21 protein-coding genes are annotated in these 21,835 nt (G+C 36.6%); 13 read left to right on the top strand and 8 right to left on the bottom strand.

Features of this window, described 5'->3' with window-relative positions:
- Positions 1 to 102: 102 nt before the first annotated feature.
- The 3 genes from RICGR_RS06940 to RICGR_RS06950 are packed head-to-tail and all read right to left on the bottom strand — an operon-like array spanning position 103 to position 3,544.
- Entirely contained in the window at positions 103 to 1,599 is a 1,497-nt protein-coding gene (locus RICGR_RS06940; RefSeq protein WP_006035481.1) for a YifB family Mg chelatase-like AAA ATPase, read from the bottom strand.
- A 52-nt stretch (positions 1,600 to 1,651) separates the two neighbouring features.
- Positions 1,652 to 1,921, bottom strand: a complete 270-nt coding sequence (locus RICGR_RS06945) for an accessory factor UbiK family protein (RefSeq protein WP_006034727.1) — start codon at positions 1,919 to 1,921, stop codon at positions 1,652 to 1,654.
- Between the two features lie 60 nt (positions 1,922 to 1,981).
- Complete coding sequence (locus RICGR_RS06950) at positions 1,982 to 3,544, bottom strand: bifunctional aminoglycoside phosphotransferase/ATP-binding protein (RefSeq protein WP_006035542.1); 1,563 nt, start codon at positions 3,542 to 3,544, stop codon at positions 1,982 to 1,984.
- An 89-nt stretch (positions 3,545 to 3,633) separates the two neighbouring features.
- On the opposite strand from RICGR_RS06950, the gene cfa reads away from it, so the two are divergent.
- The 4 genes from cfa to RICGR_RS06970 all read left to right on the top strand — a co-directional run bounded on the left by cfa (position 3,634) and on the right by RICGR_RS06970 (position 9,170).
- On the top strand, positions 3,634 to 4,779 hold the full coding sequence (gene cfa, locus RICGR_RS06955) for a cyclopropane fatty acyl phospholipid synthase (protein ID WP_006035106.1): 1,146 nt from the start codon (positions 3,634 to 3,636) through the stop codon (positions 4,777 to 4,779).
- A 118-nt stretch (positions 4,780 to 4,897) separates the two neighbouring features.
- Complete coding sequence (locus RICGR_RS06960; RefSeq protein WP_006035228.1) at positions 4,898 to 5,437, top strand: RNA pyrophosphohydrolase; 540 nt, start codon at positions 4,898 to 4,900, stop codon at positions 5,435 to 5,437.
- A gap of 110 nt (positions 5,438 to 5,547) precedes the next feature.
- Entirely contained in the window at positions 5,548 to 7,821 is a 2,274-nt protein-coding gene (gene ptsP / locus RICGR_RS06965; RefSeq protein WP_006036000.1) for a phosphoenolpyruvate--protein phosphotransferase, read from the top strand.
- Between the two features lie 5 nt (positions 7,822 to 7,826).
- Positions 7,827 to 9,170 carry an FAD-binding oxidoreductase gene (locus RICGR_RS06970; RefSeq protein ID WP_006035355.1) on the top strand — a complete coding sequence of 448 codons (1,344 nt, stop codon included), beginning with the start codon at positions 7,827 to 7,829 and terminating at the stop codon, positions 9,168 to 9,170.
- A gap of 1 nt (position 9,171) precedes the next feature.
- Here RICGR_RS06970 and RICGR_RS06975 read toward each other — a convergent pair whose 3' ends face one another.
- The 3 genes from RICGR_RS06975 to recA all read right to left on the bottom strand — a co-directional run bounded on the left by RICGR_RS06975 (position 9,172) and on the right by recA (position 12,769).
- Complete coding sequence (locus RICGR_RS06975) at positions 9,172 to 11,187, bottom strand: M3 family metallopeptidase (RefSeq protein ID WP_006034748.1); 2,016 nt, start codon at positions 11,185 to 11,187, stop codon at positions 9,172 to 9,174.
- Between the two features lie 62 nt (positions 11,188 to 11,249).
- Positions 11,250 to 11,705 (bottom strand): regulatory protein RecX, encoded by a 456-nt coding sequence (locus RICGR_RS06980; RefSeq protein WP_006034818.1) that lies wholly within the window; start codon positions 11,703 to 11,705, stop codon positions 11,250 to 11,252.
- An 8-nt stretch (positions 11,706 to 11,713) separates the two neighbouring features.
- Positions 11,714 to 12,769 carry a recombinase RecA gene (gene recA, locus RICGR_RS06985; RefSeq protein WP_006035589.1) on the bottom strand — a complete coding sequence of 352 codons (1,056 nt, stop codon included), beginning with the start codon at positions 12,767 to 12,769 and terminating at the stop codon, positions 11,714 to 11,716.
- 216 nt (positions 12,770 to 12,985) lie between these two features.
- Between recA and hldE the strand changes: the two genes are divergently transcribed.
- The 3 genes from hldE (at position 12,986) to RICGR_RS07000 (ending at position 15,787) form a co-directional block, all read left to right on the top strand.
- Positions 12,986 to 14,428, top strand: coding sequence for a bifunctional D-glycero-beta-D-manno-heptose-7-phosphate kinase/D-glycero-beta-D-manno-heptose 1-phosphate adenylyltransferase HldE (gene hldE, locus RICGR_RS06990; RefSeq protein WP_006034982.1), 1,443 nt, complete (start codon positions 12,986 to 12,988; stop codon positions 14,426 to 14,428).
- Entirely contained in the window at positions 14,425 to 15,378 is a 954-nt protein-coding gene (rfaD, locus tag RICGR_RS06995) for an ADP-glyceromanno-heptose 6-epimerase (protein WP_006035749.1), read from the top strand. The genes hldE and rfaD overlap by 4 nt, the downstream gene beginning before the upstream one ends.
- A 73-nt stretch (positions 15,379 to 15,451) precedes the next feature.
- On the top strand, positions 15,452 to 15,787 hold the full coding sequence (locus RICGR_RS07000) for a ComEA family DNA-binding protein (protein WP_006035708.1): 336 nt from the start codon (positions 15,452 to 15,454) through the stop codon (positions 15,785 to 15,787).
- 127 nt (positions 15,788 to 15,914) lie between these two features.
- Here the strand turns inward: RICGR_RS07000 and RICGR_RS07005 are convergent, their stop codons facing one another.
- Both RICGR_RS07005 and RICGR_RS07010 read right to left on the bottom strand, forming a co-directional pair.
- Positions 15,915 to 16,346, bottom strand: coding sequence for a c-type cytochrome (locus RICGR_RS07005; RefSeq protein ID WP_006035099.1), 432 nt, complete (start codon positions 16,344 to 16,346; stop codon positions 15,915 to 15,917).
- 59 nt (positions 16,347 to 16,405) lie between these two features.
- Positions 16,406 to 17,449, bottom strand: coding sequence for a class I fructose-bisphosphate aldolase (locus tag RICGR_RS07010; RefSeq protein ID WP_006035869.1), 1,044 nt, complete (start codon positions 17,447 to 17,449; stop codon positions 16,406 to 16,408).
- A 229-nt stretch (positions 17,450 to 17,678) separates the two neighbouring features.
- Between RICGR_RS07010 and RICGR_RS07015 the strand changes: the two genes are divergently transcribed.
- Genes RICGR_RS07015 through atpA form a run of 6 tightly spaced genes read left to right on the top strand, consistent with a single transcriptional unit; the run spans position 17,679 to position 21,832 of the window.
- Positions 17,679 to 18,086 carry an ATP synthase subunit I gene (locus RICGR_RS07015; RefSeq protein WP_006035416.1) on the top strand — a complete coding sequence of 136 codons (408 nt, stop codon included), beginning with the start codon at positions 17,679 to 17,681 and terminating at the stop codon, positions 18,084 to 18,086.
- An 8-nt stretch (positions 18,087 to 18,094) separates the two neighbouring features.
- Positions 18,095 to 18,907, top strand: a complete 813-nt coding sequence (gene atpB / locus RICGR_RS07020) for a F0F1 ATP synthase subunit A (RefSeq protein WP_006035417.1) — start codon at positions 18,095 to 18,097, stop codon at positions 18,905 to 18,907.
- 27 nt (positions 18,908 to 18,934) lie between these two features.
- Entirely contained in the window at positions 18,935 to 19,240 is a 306-nt protein-coding gene (atpE, locus tag RICGR_RS07025) for a F0F1 ATP synthase subunit C (RefSeq protein ID WP_006034871.1), read from the top strand.
- Between the two features lie 25 nt (positions 19,241 to 19,265).
- Complete coding sequence (locus RICGR_RS07030) at positions 19,266 to 19,736, top strand: F0F1 ATP synthase subunit B (RefSeq protein ID WP_006035692.1); 471 nt, start codon at positions 19,266 to 19,268, stop codon at positions 19,734 to 19,736.
- The gene (locus RICGR_RS07035) at positions 19,736 to 20,272 is read left to right on the top strand and encodes a F0F1 ATP synthase subunit delta (protein WP_006035079.1); all 537 of its coding nucleotides are present in this window, start codon (positions 19,736 to 19,738) and stop codon (positions 20,270 to 20,272) included. The genes RICGR_RS07030 and RICGR_RS07035 overlap by 1 nt, the downstream gene beginning before the upstream one ends.
- Before the next feature lie 15 nt (positions 20,273 to 20,287).
- Positions 20,288 to 21,832, top strand: coding sequence for a F0F1 ATP synthase subunit alpha (gene atpA / locus RICGR_RS07040; RefSeq protein ID WP_006034778.1), 1,545 nt, complete (start codon positions 20,288 to 20,290; stop codon positions 21,830 to 21,832).
- The last annotated feature ends 3 nt before the right edge of the window (positions 21,833 to 21,835 follow it).

The following is a 21,835-nucleotide window of genomic DNA, read 5'->3' on the forward strand; positions in this document are numbered from 1 at the left end:
TTTGATAAATCCGTCTAAAAAATATTTTATTCTATAGCGTTTCAGTTTTTTTCTTGGATCAGTTTAGTGTTAAAATGATTAGATCGCGAATTTTAAACCGCTTTATTTTTTTATAATCCGATAATTCAAAGCTTCCATTAAATGCGATATTTTAATTTGTTGAGATTCTGTTAAATCAGCAATAGTTCGTGCAATACGTAGAATTCGATAATAAGCACGTGTTGAAAGTTGGAATTTTTCTAACGCATGTTCTAATATTTTATGTTCTTTTTTTGACAATTTGCAAGCAATTTTTAAATTATTTCCATTTAAATTATGGTTAAGTTTTCCAAAATTTTTGAGTTGTTTAATTTGCGCTTGTTTAACTCTTTTTCGAATAGTAAGGCTATTTTCTTCTTGGTTTAATTGATACAAATAACTTTTTGATAAAGGATTCACTTCAATACACATATCAATGCGATCTAAAAATGGGCCCGATAATTTTTTGCGATATTGTTGGACTTGTTGTGTTGTACATACACACGTTTGGGTTAAACTACCAAAATAACCACAGGGGCAGGGATTCATTGCTGCAATTAACTGAAAATTTGCTGGAAATTCTGTTTGTCGTGCTGCTCGCGAAATCGTTATATTTCCTGACTCTAACGGTTCGCGAAGCGCTTCTAATGCTTGTCGATTAAATTCAGGTAATTCATCTAAAAATAAAATGCCATGATGGGCGAGTGATATCTCCCCCGGGCGAGGTGGATTTCCACCACCGACTAACGCGATGCTTGAAGCCGTGTGATGTGGTTTGCGAAAAGGGGGAAATTTCCAGGCGTTTAACGCTATAGATTGCCCACAAATAGAATATATTGCCGCACGTTCTAGTGCTGCTTCGTCACTTAACAAAGGAAGTAAGCTTATCAATCGGGAAGCAAGCATTGTTTTCCCACTACCCGGAGGGCCTATCATTAATAGACTGTGTCTTCCGGCTGCGCAAATTTCTAAAGCACGTTTTGCATGCACTTGCCCATGTACCTCCGATAGGTCAGGTAAATTTCGAGATTCATCTTGAAGATACGTTCCATGGTAATTTGATAAAGTGGCTTGTCCATGTAAATGTGCGCAAATTTGTAAAATATTTTTAGCCGGTAAAATGTTAGCCTTTTTATTAAGGCTTGCTTCTTGTGCGTTTTCTGAGGGAATGATAATCGAATGATTTGCTTTTTGTGCAGCTAAAGCAAAAGGGAGTATCCCTGAAACAGGCCGAAGTTCACCGGATAACCCCAATTCGCCGATAAATTCATACGATTCAAGTGAATGAATGGGTATTTGTTGAGATGCCGCTAAAATACTTAACGCGATGGGTAAATCGAAACGACCCCCTTGTTTTGGGAGATCAGCAGGAGCCAGATTGATCGTTATGCGTCGTGCAGGGAATTCAAATTGCGCGTTAATGATAGCGCTTCGTACACGACCACGAGAACCTTTAACGGTCGTTTCAGGAAGTCCAACAATCGATAAACTGGATAGACCGTTGGATATATGCGTTTCGACACTCACAGGAACTGCTTGAATTCCAATGTTTGCTCGCGTTTGTACACTCGCAAATGTCATGATTAGCTCCTTCTAATTTTTTATTATTCGTTATTTAAAACCCAGTATGGATTTATTTTATTTTTTTATTTTTAGGCTTAATTAAATGATTTTCTAAATAAATTATTTGTTTTTCTAATGCATTTATTTTATGACGTGTTTTTAGTAAAACTTTTTTTTGTACATCAAATTCTTCACGAGTCACTAATTCAAGTTTTGAAAATACACTTTGCAAAATGGCACGAAAATTTTTTTCTAACTCTTTTTTAAATTTGTTTAACCCGGGAGGTAAACTTTCTGTTAATCGCTTTACAGTATCTTCAATAAATTTTGTATCAAACATATCAACATTCCTCATCAAATGCTTATTTTAACCGAAATACTCCAAAAGTGCATGGCAACCTTAATGTGAAGAAAAAATTTTATCTACGTTCATTTTAAATCCGCTTAATTTTTTATCGATCATCAATGTGTGTTTTTGTTCTGATGTTGACAAAGGTTCGATGATCTCTTTTTGTAACGTTAAAATAGACAAATTTGCTTCCGAAATAGAATTTTTTTGCCGACTACGATTTTTAAGTTGTTGATTTATTTTGGAATCGGCTATTTGGCAATGAAAAATATAAAATGGCACGCTTAATCGTTTAGCTAATTTATAGAATAAGTCACGTTGACGATGGAGAAGAAAGGTAGCATCAATTAATGTAATAAATCCAGCATTAATCACTATTTCAGCCAAATCAAGAAGTTTAGCGTAAGTTTTTTCGGTGGCTTCTGAAGTGTAAATCCCTTTAAAAGGGGGAGAGAAGGAATTTTCGTAAAGTGATAGATTAAATAATTCTTTTCGGATAATGTCAGAACTTATTTGTATGCCACCATAGTTCATCGCTATTTTTTTTGCGAGAGTTGACTTTCCTGAACCCACAAGCCCATGCATAATAATTAAACAGGGTTTGTGAGGCTGGGTATAGGATTCTGCTAAATTTATGAAATTGTAATAATCACAAAGAATATCACGTTTCTCATTACTCGTTAAATTTTTCTGATTTAATCGAAATAAAGCAATTTTGGCACGAACGACTGCACGATAAGAAAGATAATAAGCCAATATACAAAGTCCTTCATAATCTCCCGTGAATTGGAGATAGGTATTGATGAGTTGATTCGCATGTTTTGTTTTTTTTTTTCCTGATAAATCCATTACTAAAAAGGCAAGATCAGCAATCACGTCTGTCCATCTCAAATCTTTATTAAACTCTAAGCGATCAAAAAGAATAAGTTTTCCATGATAAAGAATGATATTAGCAAGATGTAAGTCACCATGACAATCACGAATAAAGCCTTGTTTTTTACGCATTTCAAACATTTTTTGATGTATCTTAAATTGCTTATTAGCCCATTTTTGTATCCTTTTTATTTGTTCTATATCATTCGATTTTTTAAGCAAAGGGAGAATTTGTTCAAAATTTTGCTGTGTTGGAGCATGGACTTCATTGGGAAGACCAAAGCGAGATTTTTTAGGTGCAATCGGTGTTTTTTTATGAAAATCTGCGATTAATTGGCCTAATTGATCAATCAGTGTGGTATTTAATTTCCCTTTTTTAAGAAGCGCGCTGAGTAAACTTTTTTGAGGAAATTCGCACATCTTGATAGCATATTCTAAAATGGGTCCTGTACTTCCATTCATTTGAGGCTGTTTCATGGTTCCAGTAATAGGGACGACAGCGAGGTAAATTTCAGGTGCAAACAATTGACCTAACCGCAATTCTTCTTCGCAAAAATATTTACGTTTTTCTAACGTTGAAAAATCTAAAAAACCAAAATCGACCGATTTTTTTATTTTATAGGCATATTTTCCTGTCAATATAATCCAAGAAACATGGGTTTCAATAAGTCCAAGTTGCGGAGTTGGGTGATTAAAGGCTCGATGAGAGAGAAGTTTTTTAATTGAAGAAGAATTAAACATAACTAAAAACAATATTAACCCGTTACACTATAGCGTAACCTATTCTGAGTTGTAAGTGGTAATAAGTAAAGAAGGAAAAGGGATATTCTATGAGATTACTTGATGCTAAAAAATTAGTCCAGCAATTATTAGCGGAAGCAAAAATTAAGATGAATGGAAAAAATCCAAGAGATATCCAAATTCATAACGAAAAATTTTATAAACGACTCTTAAAAAATCCTATTTTAGCGTTGGGAGAATCGTATGTAGAGGGATGGTGGGATTGTGAAAAGCTGGATGAGTTCTTTTTTTATTTATTACATACAAAATTACCGGAAAATATAAAAAAAAATAAATATTTTATTTATTATTTTTTAAAAGAGAAAATTCGAACCATTTTTTTATCTTGTTTTAACTTGCAAGCCAAGTCACGTGCGTTTGAAGTCGGTGAACATCATTACGATAAAGGGAATTCACTATACCAAGCGATGTTGGATAAAGATTTAATTTATAGCTGCGCCTATTGGAAAAAAAGTAATAATTTAGATGACGCTCAACGTGCAAAATTGGCATTGGTTTGTGAAAAGCTAAAACTAAAACCAGGGATGAAAATATTGGATATAGGATGTGGATGGGGAGGTTTTGCACGCTATGTAGCAGAAAATTATGGGTGTTCAGTTCTCGGATTAACGGTATCCAAAGAACAATATCATTACGCAAAAAAGTGTTGTCAAGGCTGGCCTATTAAAATTTTTTTTAAAGACTATCGAGATATTACAGGCCTATTTGATCGCATTTGTTCTATAGGGATGTTTGAGCATGTAGGACCAAAAAATCATAAAACCTATATGAAAATAGTTCATCGTTGTTTAAAAGACTCGGGATTATTTTTATTACATACTATCGGAAGTAATACCTCTAAATATTATCCTAATCCATGGATACATAAATATATCTTTCCTAATGGAATTTTGCCTTCTATTCGTCAAATAGGGAAAGCAAGTGAGGGTTTGTTTATTATGGAAGATTGGCATAATTTTGGCGCTGATTACGATAAAACGCTGATGGCTTGGTTTGAAAATTTTGATAAGGCTTGGTTTTTCTTGAAAAAAGATTACGATGACGCGTCTTTCTATCGAATGTGGAAATATTACTTATTAGCGTGCGCCGGTGCTTTTAGAGCCCGCGATCTTCAGCTATGGCAAATTATTTTTTCTAAAGGGGGTCTCGTCAACGGTTATCAATCTATTCGCTGAATTTTAACTGTTTTTAAGCTGAATTTTTCTCTGAATTAATTTAAAAAATGAAGTTATAATGGTTTACCCTCTAATTGTTTTATGAAACAATGTAAGCCTAAATTATGTGGAGAATCGTGTGATTGATGAGGAAGGTTTTCGAATAGGCGTTGGTATTATTGTGGCGAATAGGGAAGGAAAAGTTCTTTGGGCGAGACGCATTGGTCAACATGCCTGGCAATTTCCGCAGGGGGGGCTTCAACTGAATGAAACACCTGAACAGGCATTATTTAGAGAACTTTATGAAGAATTAGGATTAGAGGATTCAGATGTTGAACTACTCGGGGAAACTAGGAATTGGTTATATTATTGGTTACCTTCTCATTTGAGACGTTCACATATACAGCCATTATGTATTGGACAAAAGCAAAAGTGGTTTTTACTTTGTTTGAGAGGTAATCCAGAAAAAATTTGTTTTGATAAGACCAGTTCACCCGAGTTTGATCGTTGGCGTTGGACGCATTATTGGTATCCTATTAAACAAGTCATTACATTTAAGAGACATGTTTACCGGCGCGCGCTAGAAGAATTAGCGATATTACTTCCCTCTGAAGCTATACAATCAAGACGAGTTAGTAAATTGTGTAGCAACTTAACGTTGGTAGAAAAAGTCGAATAGTCAAATAAATATAAACTTATTTGAGCATGCTTACGGACTTGAGAATGGTTAGATCTTTTATTTAAAACCGTAATGATAGATGCCAAATACGAATGAGTTAGGTGTTTGCTATGTTGAAAATGCTTCGTCGTATTGTTCAAGAAATAAGCTCAGTCCAGGGTTTTGAAAAAGCATTACGAATATTAGTAAGACGTATTCGTGAAGCGCTGAATATCCAATCGTGCACTGTTTTTATTCTTGATGATGAAAAAAATTATGTTTTACTCGCAACAGAAGGTTTAAACCCTCATTGTATAAGAAAAATACGTTTTAATTTTAATCAGGGTTTAGTCGGTTTAGTTGGGCAAACGAGGGAACTCATTAACATTGAAAATGCACCTGAACATCCTGATTTTTTATATATTACGGATGTCGGTGAAGAACGTTATAAGGCTTTTCTAGGTGTACCGATTATTCATAATCGTGCTTTATTGGGTGTATTGGTCGCCCAGCAAGAGGAGCAGCGTTGTTTCGATGAAACCGAAGAAGCTTTTTTGGTGACTATGGCGGCTCAGTTAGGAGGGGTATTAGCACACGCTGAAGCAACAGGAGAAATACTTTCGTTATTTAAAGAAAATAAAAAAAAATTACAACAGGATATTTTTTTTCAAGGAATTGCAAGCGCCCCTGGTATTGCTATCGGTGAAGCTGTTGTTGTTTTTCCGTTTGCTGATTTAGAAGCGGTTCCTTGTAAAAAAGTAGATAACCTGTCTGCAGAAATAATCCAATTAAAGAAGGCGTTTAAAGCTGCGCGAGATGATATTCATCGTTTAAAAAAACATATGATGGTTGTTTTACCCGAAGAGGAACAAGCATTATTTGATGTTTATTTAGCGATTTTAAATAAAGCGAGTTTAGAAAAAGAGGTCATAACGACTATTAAAACGACCCATCAGTGGGCACAGGCTGCTTTACAATTAGTGATTAACAAACATGTGCAGCAATTTGAGAAAGTTGATGATGATTATTTACGCGAAAGGGCTTCGGATTTAAGGGATTTAGGTCGTCGAATATTAATGCATTTGCAGAATAATCCGTTTAGACCACCGCGTTACCCTGAAAATACAATTTTGATTGGTGAAGAAGTAAGCCCTTCTGCTTTAGCAGAAGTGCCAGAGGGTCGATTAATAGGTATTGTTTCTGTAAAAGGATCAAGCCATTCTCATTTCTCCATTTTAGCACGTTCATTAGGTATTCCTGCAGTCACTGGCGTGGAAAATTTACCGGTAAATCAACTTGAAGCGCAAACATTGATTGTAGATGGTTCTCAAGGACGCATTATTATTGCACCTTCAGAACGCGTTAAAAAAAGCTTTACAACCTTGATGCGACAGCAAAGTGAAATTACGAATAGTTTAGAGGCATTACGCGAGTTACCTGCTCAAACATTGGATGGTTATAATATAGCACTTTGGGTTAATACGGGTTTAATGGCTGATGCAAGCCTTTCCTTAACAGCCGGCGCAGAAGGTATAGGACTTTATCGCACAGAGGTGCCTTTTCTTATTCGTGATTGTTTTCCTGCTGAGGATGAACAATACGGTTTGTATCGTCAATTATTAGCTGCATTTTCGCCTCGTCCTGTGGTTATGCGAACACTCGATATCGGCGGGGATAAAGCTTTACCTTATTTCCCTATTAAGGAAGATAATCCATTTTTAGGATGGCGTGGTATTCGTGTGACATTGGATCATCCGGAAATATTTTTAATACAAATTCGTGCCATGCTACGTGCTAATTTAGAATTTAATAATTTGCGTATCATGTTACCCATGGTGAGTTGCATTGCAGAAGCCGATCATGCTTTGCGTTTAATTGATCAAGCGTACGAAAAAGTGGTGAGTGAAGATTCACAAGCGTGCAAACCGCCTATTGGAATTATGATAGAAGTACCGTCAGCAATTTATCAAGTCAGAGGATTAGCAGAACGCGTTGAATTTTTATCCGTAGGGAGTAATGATCTAACGCAATATATGTTAGCAGTGGATAGGAACAATCCGCGCGTCGCTAATTTATATGATCCATTTCAACCGGCTGTTTTAAAGGCGTTAGTACACATTGTAGAAGCTGCGCATCTTGCAAAAAAGCCTATTAGTATTTGTGGCGAAATGGCCAGTGACCCTTTAGCCGTACCTTTACTTTTAGCAATGGGGTTTGATGCGTTGAGTATGAATTCTTTTTCTATTCCTCGAATAAAATCAGTGATTCGACAAACGAGTTTAAGTCAAGCGAAGAATACATTAATACACATTTTAGCGATGGATAATGCGGCGGATATAAGAAAATATTTAAGTGAAGCCGTACCACAGTTTAATGTAGATTGTTTAATGCCTGTTACTGGATAGCCTTCATGAGTTGGTGTAAAAAATATCAATCGAGTTTTAATGGATATCCTATAGAGCGGCCGGGGAAAGTATCACGTCCTGAGCGTTATGCCGAATTGAAACCGGGCCAATTAACGTCAATAGCGCGTGGTTTAGGTGCGAGTTATGGCGATGCTGCTTTAAATGCACACGGAGAGATCATTTTAACCCATCGTCTGGATCGTCTTCTGAAATTTGATACGCATCAGGGAATACTTTCTGTTGAGGCGGGAATAACGTTAGAAAAAATATTAAAATGGAGTGTTAAGCAGGGTTGGTTTTTACCGGTCATACCCGGAACAGCAGAAGTGACTTTAGGGGGATGTATTGCAACGGATATACATGGAAAAAATCATAAGGATGCAGGTTCTTTAGGCCAGCATATCCTTCATTTACAACTGATTACTGCGAGTGGAAAAAAGATAAATTGCTCTCCTCAAGTAATGCCTGAATTATTTTGGGCGACGATTGGTGGTATGGGTTTAACAGGAATTATTGGCGAAGCGACGTTACAATTAAAACGAATTGAAACCGCTTATATGAAGGTACAGGTTCAAGCCATCTCTCGTTTAAAGCAAATAATAGAGAAGTTAGGACAGGGGGAAAACGAATTTGATTATAACGTCGCTTGGTTAGACATGTTAAACAAACCATTTTTTCATGGTCTTCTCATAAAAGCGAAGCATGCAACGTTATCAGAACTTTCTGATGCGCAGCAAAAAAAACCTTTTTTAACTTCAAAGTATGCCCGATTGAATTGTCCGTCTTTATTTTCGTATTCTGTTTTACATCCTCGATTCGTTCAATGGTTTAATAAGGCGTATTACCATTTAGCTAAAAAAAACCAATTTTTTTTACAAGCCTATCACGATTATTTTTTTCCATTGGATCGTTTAAAAAACTGGCCCCGTCTATATGGTAAAAGAGGGTTTATTCAATATCAATGTGTAATACCCACAAAATTTTCTTACGTTGCAATTCATGAAATTTTGGAAATTTTGCAGAGGAATAAGCAACCTATTTATCTTGCCGTATTAAAATATTTTGGCCAGGAAAATTTAGCGCCATTGTCATTCCCATTACCAGGATTTACTTTAGCGCTTGATATTCCTATAAGGGGAGATCAATTATTTGAATGCTTAAATAAATTGGACGAAATAGTTATTCAGACTGGTGGGAGGATTTATTTAGCAAAAGATGCACGTTTAAACCCCGAAGCCTTTCGAGCGATGTATAAAAGATATCCCGAATGGTTAACGGTTAAACGGCATTGGGATCCACAGGATAAAATGAGTTCAAGTTTATCAAGGCGTTTAAATTTGGGTTTCTAGACTAATCCATTAAATCTAAACTTTTTAAGAAAGCATGTATTTTTGGCGCGCGGCCACGAAATTTTTTAAATAACTCGATTGCATCCATGGCACCACCTTGTTCTAAAATACTCTGTAGAAAAGCGTTTCCAGTTTCCGCATTAAAAATTCCATCTTTTTGAAATTTAGAAAAAACATCACACGCTAAAACTTCTGACCAAAGATAACTATAATACCCAGCCGCATAGCCGCCCGAAAAAATATGTGAAAAGCCATGTTGAAATCGATTAAATGGAGCGATGGGTATAATATCAATACGTTGACGTATCGAATCCAATAATTCTTGAATTTGTTCATAACCTTTTTCGGGATCAAATTCTACATGCAATCGAAAATCAAATAAGGATAATTCAATCTGTCTTAATAATTGCAAACCCGATTGAAAATTTTTAGCTGCGCGCATTTTTTTAATTAATGTGCTGGGTAAGCGTCTATTTGTTTTATAATGACGACTTATTAAATTTAAAATTGATTTTTCCCAAGCGAAATATTCTAAAAATTGACTGGGCAATTCGACGGCATCCCAAGCAACTCCATTAATGCCTGAAACAGCGGGGTAATCAATTAACGTTAAAAGATGCTGTAGACCATGACCAAATTCATGAAATAAGGTTAATACTTCTTCGTGGGTTAATAAGGACGCGGTAGAATCGGTAGAGGCAGAAAAATTACAGGTTAGAAAAGCAATAGGAGTCTGAATAGAACCATTACTTAAATAACGTCGTGATTGATAGTCATCCATCCATGCGCCTTCACGTTTCCCCGGCCTTGCATAGAGATCTAAATAAAATTGGCCTCGTAATTGATGTTGCTTATCAGTAATCGTAAAAAAACGAACACTGGGATCCCACACCTCAATATCTTTCACTTCTTTGATTTGCATGCCCCATAAACGTTCAATGAGGTTAAAAAGACCGGAAAGTACTTTATCTATAGGAAAATAACAGCGTAGGGTATCGTCGCAAATACCAAATTTTTTTTCTTGTAATTTTTCGCGATAATACAAAATATCCCATGCTTCTAAGTTATCAATTTGATCGCGGTATTTGGCAAAAGTAGAAAGTGCTTCCCATTCTTTTTTCGCTTTGGGTTGTGAATAAGCCAGTAGATTTTCTAGAAACTCGAGAACTTCTTCAGGATTTTTTGCCATTTTATTCGCGGCTAAACTTTTTTGAGCATAATTTTTGAAGCCTAATAATTGGCTTAATTCATGGCGTAATTTAAGGATATTGAAAATTATTTTACTATTATCGAGGGTGGGATTACCCAGCTCTGATGCGCGGGTAATATGTGCCTTATAGATTAATTCTCGTAAACTACGATTATCCGCGTACGTGAGTAATGGAAAATAAGAAGGAGAATCCAGTGTAATGAGATAACCTATGAGATTTTTATCTTTTGCTGCTTTTTCTGCGTTGGTGATCACATAAGCAGGGACTCCTTTTAGTTCCGATTTATTTTTAATACAGGTTGACCATTCAGCCGTAGCGTCCAGTAAATTTTCTTCAAATTGATTTGAGAGTTGCAATAATTGCGTTTCAATGTCTTCATATCTTTTTTGTTTGTCTTCGGGTAAATCAACGCCACCGAGATGAAAATCGCGTAACGCATTATGTAGACATTTTTCTTGTGCATAATTGAATTGATAATCACTATTGGCTAACGTTTTAATCGCCTGATAAATCGCCTGATTTTGACTTAGTTCTGAATGATAGACACTTAATTTTGGAAGGCACTCATTATAAGCAACTCTTAATTCGGGTGTTTGTCTAACGGCGTGTAAATGATTAATGGGAGACCAAAAATGTTGGATTCGATCATCCAAATCATCTAATTTCTGAATAAAACTCCAATCCAGAGGAATGATTTCAGCTAATAATTGGGTTAATTCTGATTTGTTTTTTGCAAGTAGCGCATCCAGTTCTCTGACAATCGTTTTCGGATTAATTTCATTAAATTGAGGCAATGTATTTATCATGTAATATCCTAGGTTTTGCAGTTATTTTTAAGAAAAATTACAAAGGAAGCAAGTTACAATAGCTAAATTTTTTGTGAAACTTTTATCTGATCCAGCTTAAAACCGCGATGTTGAAGATAACGTATTTGACGTAACGGCGATTTAAGAAAATCATTAGATTTAGATTTTTTTTTCAGAATTTTTTGTATAATCGCAACCCAAAACGTTTCATCCTGAGGAAGTTGATCTAAAATAATAGTATCAGCTATACCATATTGATGACATTCAGCAATGATGCGTAGAGGCCCATACCCTTGCCTTATGCGCTTTTGAATAAAACTTTCACAAAAACGAACGTCATCTAAAAGTTTTTGTTGACTTAAATTATCCAAAACAACATTTATTGATTGTTGCAAAAACCCCTTTTGTATCAGTTTTTTTCGAAGTGTACAACGAGAATGTTCTTTTTGCGCGAGATAACGCAAGGCAATGTGGTAAATGTTTTTGTCAATTTCTGAAGCATTCTTTTCACTTAACATATTTAAGTTTAAGGTTCAATGATTTCAGTTTCCAATTCTGGCGTTTCACGTCGACTCTCTTTAGTGGAGTTACCCAATAAATTTTTTCGGATTTCTGTTTCTATTTGTTGACAAAGTTCAATGCGATCGCGTAAAAACTGCTTTACATTGTCCTTACCTTGACCAATCCGTTCCCCTTGATAGCTATACCATGCGCCGGCTTTATCAATTAACCCTTGCGCGACACCCAGATCAACGATTTCTCCTCTGTGACAGATACCTTGATTATAAAGAATTTCAAATTCAGCTTGTTTGAAGGGGGGAGCCACTTTATTTTTAACGACTTTGACTCGTGTTTCATTCCCGATGACTTCGTCACTTTTTTTGATTGAACCCGTACGACGTATATCAAGACGTACTGACGCATAAAATTTTAATGCATTTCCACCTGTTGTTGTTTCAGGGTTACCAAACATAACGCCAATTTTCATACGAATTTGATTAATAAAAATAACGAGCGTATTGGAGCGTTTAATATTTCCTGCAAGTTTACGTAACGCTTGTGACATTAAACGCGCTTGCAAACCCATGTGCGAATCGCCCATCTCTCCTTCAATTTCAGCCCGCGGAGTAAGTGCGGCAACCGAGTCAACGACAATAATGTCAATTGCATTAGAACGAACTAACATATCAACAATTTCTAATGCCTGTTCTCCGGTATCCGGCTGAGAAACAAGAAGATCATCTTTTTTTACGCCTAATTTTTCGGCATAATTCGCATCAAGTGCATGTTCAGCATCAACGAATGCGGCGACCCCCCCCATTTTTTGGCATTCCGCAATGGTTTGTAAGGTCAGTGTTGTTTTCCCCGAAGATTCAGGACCATAGATTTCAACGATACGCCCGCGTGGTAGCCCTCCTATTCCTAAAGCAATATCGAGTCCTAAAGATCCGGTGGAGATTACATCGACAGAAACCCGACTTGAATCACCCAAGCGCATAACAGCACCTTCACCATGCTGCTTTTTAATCTGACTTAATGCCATTTTAAGGGCTTTTTCTCGTGAATTAGTTGCATCACTCATAGCGCAGGATACCTTTTTAGCATGTAAAAATAGACTCGAGTAAACATTATCGCATAAAATAAGCGGTCGTCTCTATATGCTTTATAGCGATTTATTGAAAAGAAACAAATTTTGTTTAAAATTTTGACAATTAATGTCAAATACTCTATTTGACGACGCTTTATTAAAAGGATTATAGCGGCTTGAATGTGAAAAGAAGATATTGTAAGAGGTTTAATGAAACTACAAATCCCTTCATTTGAATTAATCCGCGTTTTAGTCATCGGCGATGTCATGTTGGATCGTTATTGGTCTGGTGATACGTCTCGAATTTCCCCAGAGGCGCCGGTACCTATTGTGCATGTAAAAAATTGTGATGAACGTCCAGGCGGCGCAGGAAATGTCGCGCTTAATATAGCTGCATTAGGTGCAAAGGTTGATTTACTTAGTTTTTGTGGTGATGACGAGGAAGGTATTCTACTCGAGAAAAAATTAAGTCAAGCAGGTGTCAATTGTTATTTGTGCAAGCTGCCAAAGTCACGTACGGTAACTAAACTGCGTATACTCAGTTTACATCAGCAATTGATACGGCTCGATTTTGAAGAGGCATTATATCCCGTTGATGATGATTATTTAAAGCAATTATTTGAGCAAAGAATAACTCATTGTGATGTTGTTATCATTTCTGATTATGCAAAAGGCTGTTTGACAGAGATTCAGCATTTTATTCAATGCGCACAAAAAGCCAATAAGCCCGTATTTGTTGATCCTAAACGTAAGGATTTTATGGCTTATTACGGTGCTACGGTATTAACACCCAATCTGCGAGAATTTGAGTCCGTTGCTGGAAAATGTGAAAACGAGCATGCCTTATTAACGAAAGGTAAACAGCTTTTAAAAAAATATAATTTCAAAGGGTTACTCGTGACTCGTGGTGAAGCGGGTATGATATTAATACAAGAAAATCAACCTGAGCTTTCTTTACAAGCTTTTGCGAAGCAAGTCTACGATGTTACGGGGGCAGGTGATACAGCAATAGCCTGTTTAGCGCTCACTTTTGCTGTACAAAGGGATTTAGTTTGTTCAGCGCAGCTTGCTAATATTGCAGCGAGTATTGTTGTGGGGAAGCTTGGCGCTGCTACGGTGAGTCGAGCTGAGCTCAGACGAGCCATGCAAACTCAACAAAGCGCATTCCGTCGCGGTATTGTGACTGAAGAGGCGCTTAAAATAAATGTTGCAGATGCAAAAGCGAATAATGAAAAAATAGTGATGACAGGGGGTTGTTTCGATATTTTACATGCAGGTCATGTTGCCTATTTAGAGCAGGCAAAAGGTTTAGGTGATCGGTTAATCGTTGCGGTTAATGATGATAATTCCATAACGAGCTTAAAAGGTTCGGGGAGACCCATCAATAAATTAGCGCATCGAATGGCTGTATTAGCAGGATTAAGCGCAGTCGATTGGGTAGTGGCATTGAGTGACATAACCCCTGAGCGGCTTATTCAGCGAATATTACCGGATATTTGGGTTAAGGGAAATGACTATCAAGTGAATGATCTTCCTGAAGCGAAAACAGTACACGCGTACGGAGGTCAAATTAAGTTAATTGATTTTGTTAAAGGATGTTCCACAAGTGCTATGATTTCTAGAATTCAAGAACAAGAAAGAGAATCTTTATGATTATTATTACAGGCGGAGCAGGTTTTATTGGAAGCAATTTAGTGAAACAGGTTAATATTAATTATCCTGATATGCCGATTATCGTCGTTGACGATCTAACAGAGGGTACGAAATTTAGAAATATTGCAAATTGTTCGATTACCGATTATTTAGATCAGAGTGAATTTTTAGATAAAATTAAACAGAATACGCTTTTTCCTAAATTAAAAGCTATTTTCCATCAAGGTGCTTGTTCAGTGACTACTGAATGGAATGGGCGTTATATGATGAATAATAACTACGACTATTCTAAACATTTATTGCATTATTGTTTAAGGTGGAAAATTCCATTCATTTATGCTTCAAGTGCATCGGTGTATGGTTTAGGGAGTATTTTTAAAGAAGAATTAGTTTATGAAAAACCGATTAATGTTTATGCGTATTCTAAGTATTTATTTGATCACTATGTAAGAAATAGTTTAAGTGAGATAAAAAGCCAAGTGGTCGGTTTACGCTATTTTAATGTTTATGGCCCTAATGAAAACCATAAAGGCGCCATGGCGAGTATGGTATTACATGCAGATAAGCAACTTAAAAATACGGGCATTATAAAATTATTCGAAGGAACAGATGGATATGCGAATGGTGAACAACGGAGAGATTTTATCTATGTTGATGACGTTGTCGCGATTAATCTTTGGTTTTTAAAATCTAAAAAAAGCGGAATTTATAATGTGGGAACTGGAAATAGTGAAAGTTTTAATACACTGGCTCAGTCAGTTATTGATTTTTATGGTTACGGAAAGATCCATTATATTCCATTCCCAGAACATTTAAAAAGCAGTTATCAAAATTTTACACAGGCGGACCTTTCAAAGTTGCGTAATGCAGGTTACCAAGGTGTTTTTCGTAATATTACGTGCGGAGTGAAAGATTATCTTTCAATTATCCATAAAAATATTACCAATTAATTCATTGAAACATTTATTTTTTATCCATACAATATAAATTCCGATAAAAAAATTTTAAAAAGGAGTTTTGTTTATGAGTACTTCTTCTTTATTCGCTACTATTTTTCTGTTCTTGATGGTAGCGACTCAAACATTAGCCGTTACTCATCCGTTTATTTCGCATAATAATACAACGTTAGCTTCTTCCCCAACCAAAACGGCTGAGTCAGTCTCAGCGCGCATTAATATTAATACCGTTGATGAAGCCACTTTAGTTGACGAATTAAAGGGAATTGGGATTAAACGAGCGAAAGCAATTATTGCTTATCGTGACGTACACGGGCCTTTTAAATCCATTGATGATTTAATTAAAATCAAAGAAATAAGCAAACGGATAGTCGATTTAAATCGTGAAAAAATAACTGTTTAATGCGCTTTCAGATGAACTATAAAAATATAAATAACAAATAGAAAGATTATTACTTAATTATTTAAACGCTATTCATTGTACTTGAAAAAATAAAAAATTTTTTCAGGTACAATGAATTTATAATTCTTTATAACTGATCTAACATGTAATGGATAGCTTTTTCTAAATCGGTTATGGAGCACTCTAAACAGGCTCCTTTAGGCGGCATCGCTCGATAGCCTATCATTGCATGTTTTAACAAAAGTGAAAATTTTTTTTTAATCCGTGGTGCCCAATCTAAATGATTGCCCAAACGAGGTGCACCCCCTATTCCATTTTTATGGCATAAGATGCATTTATTTTCAAATATAATTTTACCCGAACGGTTATTATTAATAACTTTTAAAGTGGATTGGTTGACTTTTGAAGGCGCTATTTTTAATTTTCCAATAGGCGCAATGCGATCTTCAAGTGCTATTAAGGAACTATCAAATGAATCGGCGTAACCAGACCGCATAAAACCAAAAAATAAAATAAAAAAAACGATAGTTGAAACTTTTTTAATTTTTAAAATAAACACGTTCTTTTTAATTTACATAAACATTATCGTGATCTCTCTTATAAATAATTTACAAAGCGTTAAACAAAATTTGTTTCTACTTCTTTTTCTTCTTTTTCCATACTTGACTGATAGTGACCTTTGCAAGCTGCAGCATTAAGTTTTGCACGTTTGTAAAAAGCACGCTGGGCCGCTTTGATATTATGTGCTTTGCCATTCCAAATTTTTAATGCGGGTTCTTGTAAAGCGCGGGCGTAAGAAAAACTTAAGCGCCAAGGATGACGTGAGGGTTGTAGTTTATTCATCGTATTTAAATGAGCGGTTGCTGCTTCAGGTGACTGCCCTCCCGAAAGAAAATTAATGCTTGGTACGGCTGCAGGAACTGTTCGACGTAATATCTTTAAAGTAGCTGCTGCAACTTCAGCAATATGGGGCTGGGGCGTATATTGATTTCCAGCGATGACCATACTGGGCTTTAATAACATACATTCCAGCAAGATATGGTGTTTATGAAGTTCTTCAAAGACAGAATAAAGAACAGTTTCTGTTGCTTCAGCACATCGAGATAAACTGTGATCACCCTCTATTAATAATTCGGGTTCTACAATGGGTACAACGCCATTGTGTTGACAAATCGATGCATAGCGCGCGAGGGCTTGGGTATTCGCAGTGATGGCTAAAGAGGAAGGCAAAGTATTTGATATGGAAAAAACAGCTCTCCATTTGGCAAAACAAGCACCGAGATTTTTATAAGTGAGAAGACGTTCAGCGAGACCATCGAGACCTTGAGTCATTTTTTCTTCAGTATTTAAAGAAATAAGCCCTTTATCTACTTTTATTCCAGGAACAATCCCTTCATTGTCTAAATAATCCGAGAATAATAACCCATCCTTCGTTTTTTGCCCTAACGTTTCTTCGTGAAGAATAACACCGCTGATAAAGGCTTCAATGCCAGGTGTCGTAAAAAGGAGTTCACGATAATGACGACGGTTTTCTGCAGTTGATTCTATATGTAAAGGGGAAAACCGTTTGGCAATAGTCGCTTGACTTTCATCTGCTGCTAGAATTCCTTTCCCGTGTATCGTTAATCGTTGAATTGTTCCTTCAAGCTCATGAGTGGCCATAAATGAGTTGCTCCTTATATTTTGAGGTGAAGCCAAGTTTGAATCACTATAATTTTGTAAAACTTAATACTATATAGAACAATTAAAATAATTTCTAGTAAAGTTTTCCATCGATAAATTGAAAAATGAGAGGATAGAACGAAGAAATAAAATTCATCGCATGAGCATTGCATAAACGGGTTGTGATTATTATACTGTCCGACATTTCAAATAAAGTGGGTGACTTAAGATGACATTAAGCAGGGTTGTCTTATTGCCTAAATACATTCAAAAAATGTGTCAGGCGGGCCTCATAACATTTTGTGGATTATTGGGGCTCGCAGTGGGTTTATCGGGAGTATTTCAAAACGGACAGATTGGTATTATTAAGTCGCTTGCGTTGGGTATTGTCTTATGGTTATTTCCTAACGTTTATTTTTTGGTTAAAATAATGCGCCATATAGGGCAGGTCTCAGGGAAAAGACTTCTCAGTATTTTTTATCGAGAAGAATTAACGAAATTGTTATTCAGTGGAGTTTTTTTCTTAATGATCATTAAAGTATTATCAATAAATGTTCCTGTCTTGTTTCTTGCTTATATAGTCTCCCAATTACTATTTTGGTTATTGTTCATTATTAAAAGCGAAAAGGGTTTATAGGGTTTATTATGAATGGTGAACACAGCTCAGCCAATTATGTTCAGCACCATCTTGAACATCTTAGTTTTAATTTAAAAACGTTCACTTTTTCGGGGAAGGGAAGTTTTTGGAATTTAAATCTCGATAGTTTCGTTCTCTCCGCTGTATTAGGCATCGCTTTTTTAGTATTATTTCGCTGGGTAGCGATGACTGCCAGCAAAGAGATTCCGGGTAAAATACAAAATTTTGTTGAAATTCTCGTTGAATTTGTCGATAAAACCGTAAAAGAATCTTTTCATGGATCGAGTCAATTAATTGCTCCTTTAGCGTTGACAATCTTTGTTTGGGTCTTTTTAATGAATTTTATGGACTTACTTCCCGTTGATCTCTTGCCAACAATCTTATCGTTCGTTGGCGTGAGCCATTTTCGCTCTGTACCAACGGCTGATCCGAATACGACATTTGGCATGTCAATTGCAGTGTTTATTTTAATCGTTTACTATAATTTGAAAATTAAAGGACTGAAGGGACTTAGTAAAGAGATGTTGGTTTCTCCATTTGGCCCCTATCTTTTTCCAATCAATATCATTTTTCGTTTATTAGAAGAATTGGTAAGGCCTATATCCTTATCACTTCGGTTATTCGGAAATTTATTTGCCGGAGAATTAATTTTTATTTTGGTAGCGTTGTTGCCCTGGTGGTTACAGTGGACTTTTGGTGGTGTTTGGGCGGTGTTTCACATATTAATTATCGTGATTCAAGCCTTTATTTTTATGATGTTAACTATCGTTTATTTAAGCATGGCGCATGAAACGCATGGCCAAGAACAAACCCATGAATGATTTATTAATAAAAGAGAGGATATAAAAATGGTAGAAGTTGCGCAAGTAGTTGCTAATGTCCAAGGTTTAACGGCCATTGCGGCGGCTTTATTAGTGGGTTTAGCGGCATTAGGGACCGCGATTGGTTTTGGTATTTTAGGCGGAAAATTTTTGGAAGGGGTCGCACGACAGCCTGAATTAACGCCAATGTTAATGTTACGTATGTTTTTAATGGCGGGATTAGTGGATGCATTTGCCGCGATCTCTATTGTAATGGGACTTTATTTAATTTTTGCTAAAAATCCATTTTTAAGCGAAGTATTGAAATTGGTGTCTAAGCCAATAACAGGCTAAATGATAATAAACTTGAGAAAATATTGTGGAAATTAATATAACTTTATTAGGCCAGTTAATTACATTTTCTGTTTTTGTATGGTTTACCATGAAGTTTGTATGGCCACCCATACTCAACGCAATGAAAGAACGAGAACGACGAATTGCTGAGGGTTTAGCGGCTGCAGAGCGTGGGCAACAGGCTTTAGAATTAGCTCAATTAAAGGCCAATGAATATTTACAGAAAGCGAAACACGAGGCGGCTGATATTATTGAACAAGCGAATAAACGCGCTAACCAATTGTCTGAAGAGTCTAAGGAACAAATAAGACTCGAAAATGAGCGGTTATTAGCGATAGCTCGAGCTGACATCCAACAAGAATGGCAGGCTGCACAACAGAAATTGCGTGCGGAAGTTGCTAATTTAGTGATTATAGCCACGGAGAAAATTTTGGCGCAATCGCTGGATAGTGTTGCTCAGCATGCCCTCGTTAAACAATCGTTGGAAGAAATTTAATGACTGATTTCGTATCCATTGCTAGACCTTATGCCGAAGCAGCATTTCACTGTGCGCTGGATAAAAATGACCTGTCCGCGTGGTCTCTTTTACTTAAGCAGGCTGTGCGTGTTATTAAAGAAAAGTCGATGCAAACGCTATTAAAAAATCCATGTATCGATAAAAAAATGGCCTATGAATGTTTGTTGGAATTATGTAAGCCAGTTATTTTCCCTTTTGGGAAAAACTTTTTAAAACTGATGGCGGTTAATCAACGATTATTAGTACTTCCAACGGTTGAAGATTTATTTAAGCAATATAAGGCTCGAGAAGCGAAGGAAGTTAGCGCTTATGCTTTTTCCACTGTACCGTTAACTAAACTGGAAGAACAAACATTAGAAAAAAAATTATCCGCGCGGTTACAGCGTCATATAAAATTAACCCATCGCATTGATAAAAGTTTATTGGGTGGATTGATCGTTCGAGTCGGAGATTTAGTCATCGACGGATCTGTACGTGGCAAATTAGAACGCTTACATGCAATATTAGTGAATTAAGGGGCGGTATAGGCTATGCAACAATTAACCACATCTGAAATTAATGAAATAATCAAAGAACGTATTCAGAAATTTGATATTTCTACAGAAACGCGAACAGAAGGAACTATTGTCAGCCTGCGTGATGGGATTGTACGTATTTATGGCTTGAATGACGTAATGCTGGGCGAAATGATTGAGTTTTCATCTCAATGTTATGGACTTGCTTTAAATTTAGAGCGAGATTCTGTCGGCGCGGTTGTTTTAGGAGACTATGAAGGATTAAGTGAGGGTCAAACGGTTAAATGTACCGGGCGTATTTTGGAAGTTCCGGTCGGCGAAGCGTTGTTAGGTCGGGTTGTTAATGCTTTAGGGCATCCTATCGACGGTCGCGGAACTATTGAAACTGAAAAAAAATCGCCGATTGAACAAATTGCGCCCGGTGTTATTTGGCGTCAAAGTGTCTCGCAACCGCTGCAAACAGGAATATTGGCTATTGATAGTATGGTACCTATCGGTCGTGGTCAGCGCGAATTAATTATAGGCGATAGACAAACAGGAAAAACGGCCTTGGCCATTGATGCAATTATTAATCAAAAAGACACGGGCGTAAAATGTATTTATGTGGCGATAGGCCAAAAAGCGTCATCGATTGCTGCTGTCGTGCGTAAGTTAGAAGAACAAGATGCGTTAAAACATACGATTATTATCTCCGCCAACGCGGCTGATTCTGCCGCATTACAGTTTATTGCTCCTTATGCGGGATGTGCGATGGGAGAGTATTTTCGTGACCAAGGTGAAGATGCACTGATTATTTATGATGATTTAACAAAACAAGCGTGGGCTTATCGGCAAATATCATTATTATTGAGACGTCCACCAGGTAGAGAAGCTTATCCAGGAGACATTTTTTATTTACATTCACGTTTGCTTGAGCGCGCAGCGCGAGTTAATGAAGCGTTTGTCGAAAAAGCGACGAATGGCCGTGTAAAGGGAAAAACAGGTTCGTTAACCGCTTTACCCATTATCGAAACGCAAGCGGGAGATGTTTCAGCTTTTGTTCCGACCAATGTTATTTCCATTACAGATGGTCAAATTTTTTTAGAAACTGATTTATTTAATTCGGGGATACGCCCTGCAATTAATGCCGGCTTATCGGTCTCTCGAGTAGGTTCCGCGGCACAAACCAAAATTATAAAAAAATTAGGTGGAGGTGTTCGCTTAAGTTTAGCTCAATATCGCGAACTTGCTGCGTTCTCGCAGTTTATGTCTGATTTAGATGAAGTGACCCGTAAACAGCTTGAACGGGGGCAGCGTGTTACTGAAATTTTAAAACAAAAGCAATATTCGCCGTTAAGTGTTGCTGAAATGGCTGTGTTGTTGTTTGCTGTGGATAAAGGTTATTTAGATGATATTGAATTGACTAAAATAGTCGCTTTTTCTGAAGGGTTGTTAGCTTATATGCATTCAGAAGAAATGGCCTGCTTAGAACAAATTAATCAAAAAGACGATTATAATGAGACGATAGTGAACGCGTTAAATCGTGCTATTACTGCCTTTAAAACGACACAAACGTGGTGATCA

Source organism: Rickettsiella grylli (assembly GCF_000168295.1).
GTDB classification, from domain to species: domain Bacteria; phylum Pseudomonadota; class Gammaproteobacteria; order Diplorickettsiales; family Diplorickettsiaceae; genus Aquirickettsiella; species Aquirickettsiella grylli.

Coding starts and splice junctions, on each gene's coding strand:
- RICGR_RS06940 (WP_006035481.1), bottom strand. CDS start 1,599: ATGACATTTGCGAGTGTACAAACGCGAGCAAACATTGGAATTCAAGCA.
- RICGR_RS06945 (WP_006034727.1), bottom strand. CDS start 1,921: ATGTTTGATACAAAATTTATTGAAGATACTGTAAAGCGATTAACAGAA.
- RICGR_RS06950 (WP_006035542.1), bottom strand. CDS start 3,544: ATGTTTAATTCTTCTTCAATTAAAAAACTTCTCTCTCATCGAGCCTTT.
- cfa (WP_006035106.1), top strand. CDS start 3,634: ATGAGATTACTTGATGCTAAAAAATTAGTCCAGCAATTATTAGCGGAA.
- ptsP (WP_006036000.1), top strand. CDS start 5,548: ATGTTGAAAATGCTTCGTCGTATTGTTCAAGAAATAAGCTCAGTCCAG.
- RICGR_RS06970 (WP_006035355.1), top strand. CDS start 7,827: ATGAGTTGGTGTAAAAAATATCAATCGAGTTTTAATGGATATCCTATA.
- RICGR_RS06975 (WP_006034748.1), bottom strand. CDS start 11,187: ATGATAAATACATTGCCTCAATTTAATGAAATTAATCCGAAAACGATT.
- RICGR_RS06980 (WP_006034818.1), bottom strand. CDS start 11,705: ATGTTAAGTGAAAAGAATGCTTCAGAAATTGACAAAAACATTTACCAC.
- recA (WP_006035589.1), bottom strand. CDS start 12,769: ATGAGTGATGCAACTAATTCACGAGAAAAAGCCCTTAAAATGGCATTA.
- hldE (WP_006034982.1), top strand. CDS start 12,986: ATGAAACTACAAATCCCTTCATTTGAATTAATCCGCGTTTTAGTCATC.
- rfaD (WP_006035749.1), top strand. CDS start 14,425: ATGATTATTATTACAGGCGGAGCAGGTTTTATTGGAAGCAATTTAGTG.
- RICGR_RS07000 (WP_006035708.1), top strand. CDS start 15,452: ATGAGTACTTCTTCTTTATTCGCTACTATTTTTCTGTTCTTGATGGTA.
- RICGR_RS07010 (WP_006035869.1), bottom strand. CDS start 17,449: ATGGCCACTCATGAGCTTGAAGGAACAATTCAACGATTAACGATACAC.
- RICGR_RS07015 (WP_006035416.1), top strand. CDS start 17,679: ATGACATTAAGCAGGGTTGTCTTATTGCCTAAATACATTCAAAAAATG.
- atpB (WP_006035417.1), top strand. CDS start 18,095: ATGAATGGTGAACACAGCTCAGCCAATTATGTTCAGCACCATCTTGAA.
- atpE (WP_006034871.1), top strand. CDS start 18,935: ATGGTAGAAGTTGCGCAAGTAGTTGCTAATGTCCAAGGTTTAACGGCC.
- RICGR_RS07035 (WP_006035079.1), top strand. CDS start 19,736: ATGACTGATTTCGTATCCATTGCTAGACCTTATGCCGAAGCAGCATTT.
- atpA (WP_006034778.1), top strand. CDS start 20,288: ATGCAACAATTAACCACATCTGAAATTAATGAAATAATCAAAGAACGT.